At 37.4% G+C, this 14,679-nt stretch carries 12 protein-coding genes; 2 read left to right on the plus strand and 10 right to left on the minus strand.

What is annotated here, in order from left to right; translation table 11 throughout:
• Positions 1-18: 18 nt before the first annotated feature.
• From DYE60_RS06500 to DYE60_RS06525, 6 genes are all read right to left on the minus strand, one after another.
• Positions 19-1,044, minus strand: coding sequence for a RodZ domain-containing protein (locus tag DYE60_RS06500; protein WP_115315819.1), 1,026 nt, complete (start codon positions 1,042-1,044; stop codon positions 19-21).
• A gap of 159 nt (positions 1,045-1,203) precedes the next feature.
• Entirely contained in the window at positions 1,204-2,529 is a 1,326-nt protein-coding gene (locus DYE60_RS06505) for an anti-phage deoxyguanosine triphosphatase (protein ID WP_115315820.1), read from the minus strand.
• 157 nt (positions 2,530-2,686) lie between these two features.
• On the minus strand, positions 2,687-2,983 hold the full coding sequence (gene fis / locus DYE60_RS06510; protein ID WP_115315821.1) for a DNA-binding transcriptional regulator Fis: 297 nt from the start codon (positions 2,981-2,983) through the stop codon (positions 2,687-2,689).
• Complete coding sequence (dusB, locus tag DYE60_RS06515) at positions 2,977-3,960, minus strand: tRNA dihydrouridine synthase DusB (protein WP_115315822.1); 984 nt, start codon at positions 3,958-3,960, stop codon at positions 2,977-2,979. Before dusB ends, fis begins: the two co-directional genes overlap by 7 nt.
• A gap of 213 nt (positions 3,961-4,173) precedes the next feature.
• Positions 4,174-5,055: a 4-hydroxybenzoate octaprenyltransferase gene (gene ubiA, locus DYE60_RS06520; RefSeq protein WP_115315823.1), complete on the minus strand. Its 882-nt coding sequence runs from the start codon at positions 5,053-5,055 to the stop codon at positions 4,174-4,176.
• Positions 5,048-5,809 (minus strand): DeoR/GlpR family transcriptional regulator, encoded by a 762-nt coding sequence (locus DYE60_RS06525; RefSeq protein ID WP_115315824.1) that lies wholly within the window; start codon positions 5,807-5,809, stop codon positions 5,048-5,050. Before DYE60_RS06525 ends, ubiA begins: the two co-directional genes overlap by 8 nt.
• A 223-nt stretch (positions 5,810-6,032) precedes the next feature.
• Between DYE60_RS06525 and gyrA the strand changes: the two genes are divergently transcribed.
• Both gyrA and lpxB read left to right on the plus strand, forming a co-directional pair.
• Entirely contained in the window at positions 6,033-8,729 is a 2,697-nt protein-coding gene (gene gyrA / locus DYE60_RS06530) for a DNA topoisomerase (ATP-hydrolyzing) subunit A (protein ID WP_115315825.1), read from the plus strand.
• A gap of 291 nt (positions 8,730-9,020) precedes the next feature.
• Complete coding sequence (gene lpxB / locus DYE60_RS06535; RefSeq protein WP_115315826.1) at positions 9,021-10,178, plus strand: lipid-A-disaccharide synthase; 1,158 nt, start codon at positions 9,021-9,023, stop codon at positions 10,176-10,178.
• A 174-nt stretch (positions 10,179-10,352) separates the two neighbouring features.
• On the opposite strand, the gene metK is transcribed toward lpxB, so the two are convergent.
• The 4 genes from metK to DYE60_RS06555 form a co-directional block, all read right to left on the minus strand.
• Positions 10,353-11,507, minus strand: a complete 1,155-nt coding sequence (metK, locus tag DYE60_RS06540) for a methionine adenosyltransferase (RefSeq protein ID WP_115315827.1) — start codon at positions 11,505-11,507, stop codon at positions 10,353-10,355.
• Between the two features lie 157 nt (positions 11,508-11,664).
• The gene (gene htpX / locus DYE60_RS06545; protein ID WP_115315828.1) at positions 11,665-12,516 is read right to left on the minus strand and encodes a protease HtpX; all 852 of its coding nucleotides are present in this window, start codon (positions 12,514-12,516) and stop codon (positions 11,665-11,667) included.
• Between the two features lie 78 nt (positions 12,517-12,594).
• A complete protein-coding gene (gene dinB / locus DYE60_RS06550) occupies positions 12,595-13,680 on the minus strand; it encodes a DNA polymerase IV (RefSeq protein ID WP_115315829.1) in 1,086 nt (361 codons plus the stop codon).
• 10 nt (positions 13,681-13,690) lie between these two features.
• Entirely contained in the window at positions 13,691-14,656 is a 966-nt protein-coding gene (locus DYE60_RS06555) for a nucleoside hydrolase (RefSeq protein WP_218563620.1), read from the minus strand.
• Positions 14,657-14,679 lie beyond the last annotated feature (23 nt).

The raw sequence follows: 14,679 nt of genomic DNA on the forward strand, positions 1-14,679 counted from the left end.
TATAATTTCTAATTGAGTTTAAGGTAATTTGATACGAGCAACACGACCGTCTAATTTTAATGGCACAACTTCGCCTTTATAATAGACTTTTACATTCACTGGTGCCCCAATAGTTAATTTGTAACTGTCGTTATCATTGAAATTTAAAACCTCGCCTGCCTTATATAATTTTGCGGTTAGAGTTTTATTATGATTACCACGTACAGTAATCCAGCTTGGTGCAGAAACAACTTCAATGCGTAACTGATCGTTAATTGCTGGAAGCTGTTCTGTTTCTGATAAGTCTGCTACCTCTGTATTCTCTACATTTGCTTGATCTTGCAATAATACATTTGTTTGTGTTTCTAAAGCAGTATCTTGAGCTTCAGTAGCCACATTTTCTGGTTCCGAAGGTTGCTCTTCTGAATTTACAATAGAATCTGTTTGATTCTCTAGCTGCTCAGTTGCTGAGGATGCCGATTCCGTTGTTTCAGTTGCAGAATCAGTCACATCTTTATTTGGCTCAAGTGTTGTCGTTTGAGTAATAGGTAAACGAGAATCTTGTAATGAAATCGTATCGCTATTCGCATTAACTAAATCATCTCTTTTTTCTTGTTCTTGTTGATAATTTTGCCACCACCAAAGTAGCGTCATACCAAATGCGATCAATAAAATAAGAATGGTAAGAGTTTTAAGGAAACCACGACAAGGTTTAGCTTGTGGCTTAATGTGCATAGGTTTTAAATTGGGGATTTCTTTACTGCTATCACTAAAAGCATTCTGAAATAGGGAATCTGGCAATTTCAAAAAACGAACATAACTTCTTAGATAGCCCTTAGTAAAAGCAACAGGAAGATCAGGAAGCGTGAAAATATTATTTTCAAAATTTTCGATCACCGCACTTCTTAAACGTAATTTTGTAGCAACGTCATCTACTGAAAGATCTAAGTTTAATCGTGCTTTTTTTAACTTATTACCTAATGTTTCTTGATCAAATTCGTGATTTGCTTGTTCTCTTTTCAGTTCTACACTCTCATCATCTATCAAAGTAGTCTCTTTAATCATTGCCGGTTGTCCCTTTTCATTTGGTTAGAAAATATTGCCCAATTTTACCCTAAAAATAACTAAATCTCTATGAGTTTAAGTGCTTAAACAGTAAGTAATCAAAGGATTTTTTCCATTTCCCAAATTTATTAGAGCGGAAAAAGAATACCGAGTAAAAATTTATAAGCTTTCATATAACCTAAATGCTTGGCGATCTGACATACTCGCTAGATAATCACAAATTACTCTTGGCTGATGTGCTTTATCCGTTTCATTCCATTGTTGTCGGACTGATTTAGGAAGTAAACGTAGTGGTTCACTCATCAGCATATCAAAAGTATCCATTAAAATACGTTGCCCTTTATACTCTACTCGTTGAGTTTTAGTATCCATAATCACAAACTCGTAGACAAAGTTTTTAAGCACTTGTAACACTTCAAGCACATCCGAAAGCAATACAGCATTAAACTTTAACAATGGCTCATCAAATTCACTGTGAACAGCCCATTTCACATTAGTAATAAAATAATTCACTAAAGAGCCAATAATATCTTTACGTTCATAGCGATGTTCAGAAAATAAATTTTCCGTCATTTTAGGAAGAAGATCTTTGATCCACTGAGATTGACACTGCCTAAATTTTTGTTCAGCATATTCCCAACATTGTGGTGTAATCATTCCAACGACAATCGCATCTTCTAGATCGTGAACCGCATAAGCAATATCATCCGCAAGCTCCATAATGCTACAATCTAACGATTTATAAATCGATTTACTCGGTTTAAATGGTTCATTACTTTTTTTAATAGTACGAAAGAGCTTTTTATCTTGTTCTGACAAGGGTTCTAACACCCAATCAAACATTTTTTCATCATCACGATAAATCCCTTTACTGGTTTTAAAATGATGAGCATTGACAAAACGAGTCGTGTTTATTTCTGCATACTGCTCTGGCTTGGTTTCATCTAGAAAAGCAGGATATTTTAAAATACCAAGTAAAGCCCGACGTGTTAAATTCATACCAAAATCTTCGGTATAAGATTCTAAATGCGTCACAATTCGAAAGGTTTGACCATTACCTTCAAACCCTCCAAAATCTCGCATTTTATAATTTAATGCCGTCTCTCCTCCATGCCCAAAAGGCGGATGTCCAATATCGTGCATATAGCAAATGGATTCAATTAAGCTACGAGATGGAAGTAAAGCGGTCAGATTTTTTGAAAAATTTGCAAATTCTTCAGCAGAAGTGACCGCTTTAAATCCCTCTAAATCAGCCAATAATTTCGCTCTTAAACTATTACCAATTTGAGCCACTTCAAGAGAATGGGTTAAACGTGTACGATAAAAATCATCTTCGCCCACAGCGTGAATTTGAGTTTTTGCTTGCAAGCAACGAAATGCTTCAGAATGTAGAATTCGCCCACGATCACGTTGATAAGGTGAGCGATGATCCTGCTCTCTCTTTTTACCTTCAACAAATCGTTCAATCCATTTTTCTGAAATCATCTTTCATCCCCTATAACTCAATTTTCTAATATCAATTTTTAAGAATAATACAGTATTTCATCAATTATAAAAGTGCCAAATATAAAAAATCCTCGTAATATTACTATTACAAGGATTTTCAAATAATTTGATACTAGGATTTAGCTAAAAATAAGCCTTAGCCCATACCATATTTTTTAAGTTTTTTACGTAATGTTCCACGGTTAATGCCAAGCATTGTCGCAGCACGAGTTTGGTTACCACGAGTATATTGCATAACCATATCTAGCATTGGATGTTCAATTTCAGATAAAACCAACTCATATAATTCTGTTGGATCTTGACCATCTAATTGAGATAGGTAGTTTCTTAACGCTTGTTTTACATTATCACGCAACGGTTTATTTACTTGTTGAGCTTGAGAATTTAGCATTGCAACCGTTAAAGGATTTTGCTGTGGTTGTTGTTCTAACATTGTTGTTTCTTATCCAAAATTAAATTTTTAATGAAAACTTCCAATACATTAAGCTGTTCCTGAGTTGAGCATAGTGTATTAAAAGTACGTTTAAAGTCAGAGTCTGGTTTCAGTGATTCAACATACCAGCCAACGTGTTTTCGAGCAATGCGATATCCCTTTTGTTCACCATAAAATTGATGTAGGCTCTCGATATGCTCCAACAATATTTGACCTTTTTCCTCTATGGAAATTGCTGAAACCTCTCCAAACTCCAAAAAATCGGTTATTTCTTTAAATAACCAAGGGCGACCAAGACTGCCTCGTCCAATCATTATCGCATCAGCACCCGTATAATCTAAAACAGACTTCGCTTGCTGAGCAGAGGTTATATCTCCGTTTGCAATAATCGGGATTGACACAGCTTGTTTTACTTTTCTTATGTTGTCGTACTCAGCTTGTCCTTTAAACAGACAGCTACGCGTTCGTCCATGAATCGTTAATGCAGAGATATTGGCTTGTTCAGCAATTTTAGCAATTTCTAAACAATTTTGGTTCGCTAAATCCCAACCTGTTCTAATTTTCAATGTCACAGGCACATTAACTGCATTGACAACTGCCTCTAAAATACGAGCAACTTGATCAGGTTCACGTAATAGAGCAGATCCTGCCATTTTTTTGTTAACCTTTTTTGCAGGACAACCCATATTGATGTCTATGATTTCTGCACCGTAGTCAACATTAACTTTTGCTGCTTCTGCCATTTCAAAAGGATCATAACCCGCAATCTGTACCGCATTTATACCTATTTCATGATGATGAGCAAGGCGTAATTTCGATTTCTCAGTATGCCATACATCCGGATTAGTTGACATCATTTCAGAAAATGTCAGACCCGCACCAAACTTACTACATAATCGGCGAAATGGGAGATCTGTAATTCCCGCCATTGGAGCAAGGAAAATACGGTTTTTTAATTCATATTGTCCTATATGCATTACCAATTACCTTTGCTTTAATTAAATAAAATTTAATCAAATCTAGTTTTAATGTTGCTAAAAATAAAAAAATATGGAATCAACCATATTCTTTCAAAAGTGCTTCATCAGAGACTCACTGATCTCTAAGGGGGCGAATAATACACACTTTTTCTGACTTTGGGAAGCCTGTTTTTTGTTCAAATAGCAAAAAAAATGAAAAAAATCCTATTTTTATAAATAAATCCCAATCAAAATAGAAATCAAGAAACTCAATCCAACATAATTATTATTTAAAAAAGCATCAAAACATTTTTCTCGCACTCTATTTTTTGTTAATTTTGCTTGATGTAAGAAAAGTAGAAATGGAGCAATTAACATACAAAAATAGATCATTGGAAAGGATTTGATAACACCTAAAATAACAAATAATAAAAGAGAAACACTCTGTAATAATACTATGATTTTATTATCATATTGTGCAAATAGTATCGCTGTTGACTTCACGCCAATGCGTAAATCATCATCACGATCGACCATTGCATATTGGGTATCATAGGCTATCGTCCACACCAAATTTGCAAAAAAAAGAATCCAACATTCAAGGGGTAAAGTTTCATTTACCGCACTAAATGCCATTGGGACGGACCACCCGAATGCCAGCCCTAAAACCAGCTGTGGCAAGTGTGTATAACGCTTCATAAAGGGATAAATAATTGCTAAAAACGCTGCAATAAAGGAGAGAAAAATAGTCATTTTATTTAGTAATAACACTAAAATAAAAGCAAAACTCAATAACACAAAAAAAAGCGTTTTTGTTTCTTTTTCTGACACTAATCCCGTAATCAATGGTCGCTGATGAGTCCTTGCTACTTTTCCATCAATATGACGATCAGCAAAATCGTTAATCACACATCCAGCTGCTCGCATTAAAATGACACCAACAACAAAAATAACGAACAATGAAAAATCAATTTTTCCCTCAGTTGCTAAAAATAATGCCCACAATGTTGGATAAAGTAACAAAAGCGTTCCGATAGGTCTATCCAATCGCATCAATTGATAATAACCTCGCAATTTTGAGCGTGAAAAGTGCTGTTTTATAAAATTATTCATGGCAAAGATGGATTTTAATATTTTTGGTGTTTAAATTTTGCTCTATATTTTCTGGTAAAGGTTCATCTGTGAATAAATGATCGACTTCACTAATATCACCAAGACGCACAATAGCCTTACGATAAAATTTAGAATGATCCGCAGCCAAAATAACCTGACGAGAACTATTCATTAACGCACGTTTCACTTTGACTTCGTGATAATCATAATCTAGCATTGAACCTTCATCATCAATCGCACTGATCCCCAACACACCAAAATCTAATCTAAATTGGCTAATTAAGTCGATGGTTGTAGAACCAATAATCCCGCCATCCTGACGCAAATTTCCCCCTGCAATCGTAACTTGGAAATCCTCTTTTGGTAATAAAATATGAGCGGCATTCAAATTATTGGTGACGATACGTAAATCCTGATGAGAAAGTAATGCTTGAGCTACTGCCTCAGCGGTTGTACCAATATCTAAAAAAAGTGAAGCCCCATTAGGAATGATTTGTGCGATATGTTGAGCAATAATATTTTTTTGACGGGAAAATAGCTGTTTACGATCGCTATAATCACTATTTTCACAATTTGTTGGAATCCCCGCCCCCCCATGATGACGGCGAATTAAATTATTTTCCGCCAATTCATTCAAATCTCGACGAATGGTCTGTGGACTAACGTTTAATTTTGCAACTAACTCTTCCGTACTGATATAACCTTGCTGATTGATAAAATCAATAATTTTGTTATGTCGGATAGATTGTTTCATTTCTTTCTCCCTAAGCGGTTAAATATTTCATTATTTTTGTAAAAAGTTCTTAAAATCATACCGCTTATTTTCATTTGTCATTCGGTTACAGTCTATTTTCAACTTTTATCTCTGATATTTCAACCAATTTTCTCTGATTTTGTGATACAATGACATCAATTTTTTGCATACTTTTTATAAAGAAGCGTGCAATTTTTTTACAAATTAGAATTAGGACATTTCAATGAGCGAATTAGCCAAAGATACTATTCCAATCAGTATTGAAGAAGAATTAAAGACCTCTTACCTTGACTATGCAATGTCGGTAATTGTCGGACGTGCATTACCAGACGTGCGAGATGGTTTAAAACCCGTACACCGTCGTGTACTTTTCTCAATGGATCAAAGTGGAAATACAGCAAGTAAATCTTATGTAAAATCAGCCCGTGTGGTTGGGGACGTAATCGGTAAATATCACCCTCACGGCGACACCGCTGTTTATGACACCATTGTGCGTATGGCACAACCATTCTCATTACGCTATATGTTAGTGGATGGACAAGGTAACTTTGGTTCAATTGATGGCGACTCACCAGCTGCAATGCGTTATACCGAAGTCCGTATGCAGAAAATCACCCAACAATTATTGACGGATTTAGATAAAGAAACCGTGGATTTCTCGCCTAACTATGACGGAAAAGAGATGATCCCTGATGTCCTTCCAACCAAAATCCCAGCATTGTTAGTGAATGGTTCATCTGGTATTGCGGTGGGTATGGCAACCAACATTCCACCACACAACTTAAATGAAGTGTTAGATGGCTGTTTAGCTTATATGGATAATGATGAAATTACCATTGATGAGCTAATGCAACATATTCCGGGTCCTGATTTCCCTACCGCTGCGATTATCAATGGTCGTAAAGGTATTGAAGACGCTTACCGCACTGGACGAGGTAAAGTTTACGTACGTGCAAAAGCAGAGGTGGAAACCAATGCCAAAGGGCGTGAGATTATTGCGGTCACTGAATTACCTTACCAAGTAAACAAAGCCCGTTTAATTGAAAAAATTGCCGAATTAGTGCGTGATAAAAAATTAGAAGGCATTAGTGGTGTAACCGATTTATCAAACAAAGACGGTTTACGTATTGAAATTGACGTGAAACGCGATTCTGTCGGCGAAATCGTATTGAATAACCTTTACGCTTTAACCCAAATGCAAGTGACTTTTGGGATCAATATGGTTGCTCTTGATCACGGTCAGCCACGCTTATTCAATCTAAAACAAATTATTGAAGCCTTTGTTAAACACCGCCGTGAAGTGGTTACACGCCGTACGATTTTTGAATTACGCAAAGCTCGTAGCAGAGCCCACGTTTTAGAAGGTTTAGCGATCGCCCTAGCTAATATCGATCCTGTGATCGAATTGATCCGTGCGTCAAAAAGCAAAGCAGAAGCACAAGAAGCATTACTTTCTCGCGCTTGGGAATTAGGCAATGTGGCTGGAATGTTAGAAGCGGCAGGTGTTGATGCATCACGCCCTGAAGATTTACCAGCGGAATTTGGGGTTCGTGATGGACAATATTACTTATCTGAAACCCAAGCTCAAGCGATTTTAGAACTTCAATTACACCGTTTAACTGGTTTAGAACACGAAAAAATCGTGGATGAATACAAAGCAATCTTAGTTGAAATCGGTGAATTATTACATATTTTAAATAGCCCAGAACGTCTAATGGAAGTGATCCGTGAAGAATTAGAAGCGGTTAAAACACAGTTTGGCGACGAACGTCGTACTGAAATTACTGCAAGCTCAGCAGATATTAACCTTGAAGATTTAATCACGCCAGAAGATGTGGTTGTTACCCTTTCTCACACAGGCTATGTGAAATATCAACCAATTTCTGACTACGAGGCACAACGTCGTGGTGGTAAAGGTAAATCAGCAACCAAAACCAAAGATGATGACTTCGTAGAACGTTTATTAGTCGCAAATACCCACGATACCATTTTATGTTTCTCAAGTCGTGGACGTTTATATCAATTAAAAGTGTATCAATTACCACAAGCAAGTCGTGGGGCAAGAGGTACGCCGATTGTAAATATCTTACCATTAGATAAAGAACAAAATGAGCGTATCACAGCGATCTTACCAATCCAAAACGGCGACTTCTCCGCTGAGAAATTTGTAGTGATGGCAACCGCAAGCGGAACAGTGAAAAAAGTCACCCTTGATGCATTTAGTAAAGTTCGTTCAAACGGCTTAATCGCTCTGAATTTACGTGACGGCGATGAGTTAATCGGTGTCGATATTACCGAAGGCGACAGCGAAATTATGTTGTTCTCCGCACAAGGTAAAGTGGTTCGCTTTGCAGAAACTGCCGTGCGTGCAATGGGACGTACTGCGACAGGTGTTCGCGGAATGAAACTGGCGTTATCTAATATGGAATTATCCGAAGATGATAACGACATTGAAACAGATAACGATGATGAAACATCTGATATTGATTTGAATGCAGATAAAGTAGTTTCACTCGTTATCCCAAGAGAAAATGGCGACATCTTAACGATTACCGAAAATGGTTATGGTAAACGTACCGTTCTTACGGAATATCCAACTAAATCGCGTAACACCAAAGGTGTAGTGTCAATCAAAGTCAACGAGCGTAATGGTAAAGTCGTTTCTGCACTTCAAGTAGAAGAAACGGATCAAATTATGCTAATTACTGATGCCGGTACCCTTGTTCGTACACGCGTTCATGAAGTGAGCCTCGTAGGGCGTAATACACAAGGTGTTCGCATTATCCGAACCGCAGATGAAGAAAGCGTGGTTGGATTAGAAAAAGTGTGCGAAGTGGAAGATGATGAAGCGGAGACAGTGGAAACGGTTGAAGTAGCAGAAGTTGAAGTAACAGAAGCAACTGCAACAACACAAGAGTAATTTTAATTTATGTGAGGGCGTGATTATCAAACTTTGTTTGTATATCCGCCCTTTACTCGATCTAAAATTTCTCAAAAATATAATTAGATAAGAATAGCGGTCATATTAAATCAAAAATTTACCAAATTTATTAAAACTAAACAGGGAATGCTCTGTTTTTACAAATATATTAAAATCTCTCAAAACATAGCATCAAGATATGCCTTGACGAATTCCTATTTTCAATAATGGTAAATTTCATTCAAAATATTACCGCTTATTTTCTTCCAATCCTTTCAGAAGGAATACAAAATGAATACACAAAATCCAACTATTGCCCTTGTGGCTGGTGAAATCTCTGGCGATATTTTAGGGGCGGGGTTAATCAATGCATTACGTTTGCATTATCCAAACGCAAAATTTATTGGCATTGCAGGCGAGAAAATGCAACAAGCTGGCTGTGAAACCTTATTTGATATGCAAGAACTTTCTGTGATGGGGCTAGCAGAAGTGGTTAAGCATTTACCTCGTTTATTAAAACGTCGTAAGCAAGTAATTAACACAATGCTTGAACTTAAACCTGATATTTTTATCGGTATTGATGCCCCTGATTTTAATTTATATGTGGAAAATAAATTAAAGCAACAAGGAATTAAAACCGTGCATTATGTTAGCCCTTCAGTTTGGGCGTGGCGACAAGGTCGTGTGCATAAAATTGCTAAAGCGACAAATCTTGTTTTAGCTTTATTGCCTTTTGAAAAGGCGTTTTACGATCGTTTTAATGTGCCTTGTAAATTTATCGGACACACAATGGCGGATGCGATTCCATTAAAACCAAATCGCAGTGAAGCCTGTGAAAAATTAGGGCTTGATGAAAAAGGGCGTTATATGGCAATTTTAGCAGGCAGTCGTTGCAGTGAAATTGAGTTTTTAGCTGAACCATTCTTAAAAACAGCTCAATTATTAAAAGAAAAACACCCTGATTTACAATTTTTAGTTCCCCTTGTGAATGAAAAAACACAGCAGCTTTTTGAACAAATCAAAAACAAAGTCGCCCCTGAATTAGAGCTTATTTTACTACAAGGTAATGCTCGCCAAGCGATGATTTGTGCCGAAGCAACTTTACTCGCCTCTGGCACGGCTGCTCTTGAAGCAATGTTATGTAAATCGCCAATGGTTGTCGGCTATAAGCTAAAACCATTAACCCACACTATTGCTAAAAGGCTGATTAAAACTGAGTATTATACCTTACCGAATTTACTCGCTAATGCTCCACTTGTGCCTGAACTTATTCAAGATGAATGTAACCCTGAAAATTTAGTGTGGCATTTGAATAGTTACCTAGCTCAAGACAGCGAAAGTTTAAAAGAGAAAAATGAATTGAAACAAACATTTACTCAAATCCATAAAGAAATTCAGTGTGATGCAGATATGCAAGCGGCTCTTGCTGTAGTAGAGTTATTACAATAAGAAGCATCAGGGCGAATAATATTCGCCCTTTATTATTTTTACAAAAATAGAATTTATCTATTCAATTATGACTCATTGAAATAATTGTAAAATTCATAAAAAATCATACCGCTATAAATATAAAAAAAGAGCATATCAATGATATGCTCTTCAAAATTCATTTAATTTTAAATCTTATTTCAAACCTGATTCAAAACGTAAGATTTCTGCTTTATCGGTTTTTTCCCAAGGGAAGTGTGAACGACCAAAGTGTCCGTAAGCGGCTGTTTCACGGTAAATTGGTTGAATTAAATCTAACATTTGAATTAAGCCGTAAGGACGTAAATCAAAATGCTCACGCACTAAGCGAACCAAAATTTCATTGCTTACTTTACCTGTACCAAAAGTTTCCACCATAATAGACGTTGGCTCTGCCACACCGATTGCGTAAGAAAGTTGAATTTCACAACGATCAGCTAAACCTGCCGCAACAATATTTTTTGCAACATAGCGAGCAGCATAAGCCGCTGAACGATCCACTTTTGATGGATCTTTACCAGAGAATGCACCACCACCGTGACGCGCTGCACCACCGTAAGTATCTACGATGATTTTACGTCCTGTTAAGCCACAGTCACCCATTGGACCACCGATCACAAAACGACCTGTTGGGTTGATGAAATATTTGGTGTCTTTACTTAACCATTCGCTTGGCAACACAGGTTTAATAATCTCTTCCATTACCGCTTCGTGAAGATCTTTTTGTGAGATCGTATCAGCGTGTTGTGTTGAAAGCACCACTGCATCAATGCCCTTGATTTTGTTATCTTCATAAACAAAGGTAATTTGGCTTTTTGCATCAGGGCGTAACCAATCTAATTTACCATTTTTACGCACTTCTGCTTGTTTTTGCATAAGTAAGTGAGCGTAAGTGATTGGTGCTGGCATTAACACGTCAGTTTCGTTGGTTGCATAACCGAACATAATCCCCTGATCCCCCGCACCTTGTGCAAATGGATCAGCACGATCGACACCTTGATTGATATCTGGTGACTGTTTTCCAATCGCATTTAAAACCGCACAAGAGTGAGCATCAAAGCCCATATCCGAGTGGGTATAACCGATATCACAAATCACTTCACGAGTTAAGTTTTCAATATCTACCCAAGCACTCGTTGTGATTTCACCACCGACTAATGCCATACCTGTTTTCACGTAAGTTTCACAAGCAACACGTGCTTTTGGATCTTGTTTAATAATTTCGTCTAATACCGCATCTGAGATTTGATCGGCGATTTTATCTGGATGCCCTTCTGATACAGATTCAGAAGTAAATAAATTTATTGCCATTGCTTATTTCCTTTATTTAGGGTGGATTGCATAAAAGTCTAAGCGGTAATTTTTGCAAATTTCTTACAAAATCTTACCGCTTACTATAATTCCGCTTAGGTGTTTAACCATCTAGACGTCTATAATATATTTATCTACTCAAAATTGCAAACAAATTTTATAAACTTCTCAACGCTTCAATACGTTTTTCAAGAGGTGGGTGACTACTAAATAATTCTTTGCTTCTCACGTTAATCATAAAGGCAGCAAGAGAACCTTGCATTTCCTGTGGTTCGTGGATAGATTGTAAACGTTGCAATGCCGCAATCATCTTTTCTTTTCCAACTAAACTCGCTGAACCTGCATCTGCTCTAAATTCACGATAACGTGAAAACCACATTGCAATCATACTTGCAAGAATACCCAGTGCAAATTCTAACACCATTGAGACGAGGAAATAGGTCATTGAGCTTTGCTCTTCTTCGCCATCATCGTTACGGCTTGATGAGATCACGCCCGCAATCACACGTGAAATAAAAATGACAAAGGTATTTAAAACGCCTTGTAATAAGGTCATCGTCACCATATCACCGTTGGCAATATGCGATACTTCATGGGCAATCACGGCTTCCGCTTCATCTTGGGTCATTGAATCAAGTAAGCCAGTACTTACTGCTACTAATGAGCCTTTTTTGGTCGCTCCCGTCGCAAAAGCATTCACATCCGCAGAATGATAAATCGCCACATCAACCATTGGAATACCCGCTTGCTGAGTTTGGCGTTGTACGGTTTCCATTAACCAACGTTCAGCATTGTTGCGTGGTGTTTTGATCACTTCTGCACCAACGGAACGCAATGCCATTGTTTTAGATAAAAATAAAGAGATAAGCGAGCCAGCAAAACCGAACATGGTTGCCATTAGCAATAAGCCCGTCAAACTGCTACGCTCAATCCCTGTTAAACTTAAAATAATTCCAAGTACAACCATAACACCTAAGTTAGTCGCAAGGAATAACACAATTCTCATCATAAATCGTTCTCCAACTGTATATAAAATAAAAAATGAGAGGCTTCTAATATGGGGCGATTTTTACTTAAATTCAACAAATCAATCCCATAAATTTAACTGTTTTGTTACTTTTTGCTCAGGGACTTGCACACTAATGCCAATCAAACGAATTTTACGATTTTCTCGTCTTTCCCAAATTTGAGATAACAAATCCACAAAATAGGCTTTTGTAACCCCCTCCGTCGTTTTTTCTAAGGTCGTTTGCGTAAAATCATCAAATTTAAGTTTCACGCCTAACTTCTTAAAATCCGTCAAAGGTTTATCGCCAAAATTACGCATAATCCTAAATTTTAACTTCTCAAAAAGTTCGTCTAACATCGTTTGTGCAAGATGAAGATCATCAATATCCACAAGCAAGGTATTTTCCACCCCTATTGATTTTCGCACGCGATTCACTTCAATTTTGCGATTATCAATACCGTGACTAAAATCCCACAAGCGTTGCCCAAACTTACCAAAATGTTGCAAAATCGTCGCTAAATCTGACCGCTTAATATCGCCACAGGTTTTAAAACCCAATGCCAACAATTTTTTATGGGTAACCTTTCCGACACCCGGAATTTTTTTTAATTCCAAGCGATGAATAAAATCGTCCACCTGTTCAGGGGGAATGACAAATTGCCCATTCGGTTTATTCAAATCTGAGGCAATTTTGGCTAAAAATTTTAACGGGGCTACGCCAGCGGACGCCGTTAGATGTAACTCATCCCAAATGCTTTTACGAATTGCCTCTGCAATCCACGTTGCGGAATTAAAATGTTGTTCACAATCGGTTACATCAAGGAAGGCTTCATCAAGAGAAAGTGGCTCAATAATGGACGTATAACGTTGAAAAATTTGCTGAATTTGTTGCGATACGCTTCTATATAACGCCATATTGCCAGAAATTAAAATCAAATTGGGGCATTTTTTAATTGCTTGCTGGCTCGACATCGCACTGTGTAACCCAAATTTTCTTGCTTCATAATTACAGGTTGCCAATACGCCTCGTTCATCAGGGCTTCCCCCCACCGCCACAGGCTTGCCAGCCAACGAGGGATTTTCTCGCATTTCTACCGACGCATAAAAACAATCCATATCAATATGAATGATCTTGCGTGTTGAAGAAGAAAAGCTAGCGGTCATTTTTTACAGATTATTTGCAATTACACATCGTTGTTTGATACAAATCTAAACAAGCCTGAGCATCAACATCTACACAAACAGTCTGATGAGGCATCTCCTTCCATTCATCAATACCAAACTGAAAATCGCTAGTTTTAATAACCGTTTGCCCCTTTGTGATCCCTTCTGTGACCACTCTCACCGGTCCTTTGATCGTTTTAAATAATTCAGGATGGAGAGCATAAAATATCGCCGAAGAATCGTGAACCGCACAGCCATTATCTAAGCCTTTTGTTTTATAGAAATTAAGGTAAAAACGGCTGATATCATAAATAAATTGCCCATATTGCGAATTTTCTTTGAGTTGCTCAAAATGTTCATTTTTCATTATCACTTGATGCGTCACATCTAAGCCCACAATAACCACGTCCCATTTTGCCGTCAGCACTTTATCCGCCGCCCAAGGATCGCCATAAATATTAGCTTCAGCCACAGGAGTTACATTACCAAAATGCCCATTGTAACCAAAGGCTCCGCCCATAATAATTACCTGTTTAACAAGGGGAATAATGTCAGGGGCTTTTTCAATCGCCAGTGCAAGATTGGTTAATTGCCCGATAGCAACCAGCGTGATTTCATTTGGGTTTGCTCGAATTTGATCAATTAAATAATCACAAGCTGGGCGAGGATCGATCTTTCCAAAATCCTCTTTTTCATCAATCTCAATATTGCCAAGCCCATTATCACCGTGCACAAAGGTCGGCTCTTCTCTCGCTTCACCTTGAAGCGGTTTATCTGCCCCTTTTGCAACATCACAAGCCAAATTAAAATATTTCTTTAATAACAATGCATTACGCGTCACCGTTTCCAGTGTGCCATTGCCAATCACTGTGGTTAATCCTAATAAATCAATATTTGGATGCTGATGAGCAAATAGAATCGCCATTACATCATCAATACCTGGATCGGTGTCAATAATCATCTTTATTGGTTTCACTTTAATTTCCTTATGCCTCATAA

The organism is Phocoenobacter uteri (assembly GCF_900454895.1).
In the GTDB taxonomy this organism is placed as follows: Bacteria; Pseudomonadota; Gammaproteobacteria; order Enterobacterales; family Pasteurellaceae; genus Phocoenobacter; species Phocoenobacter uteri.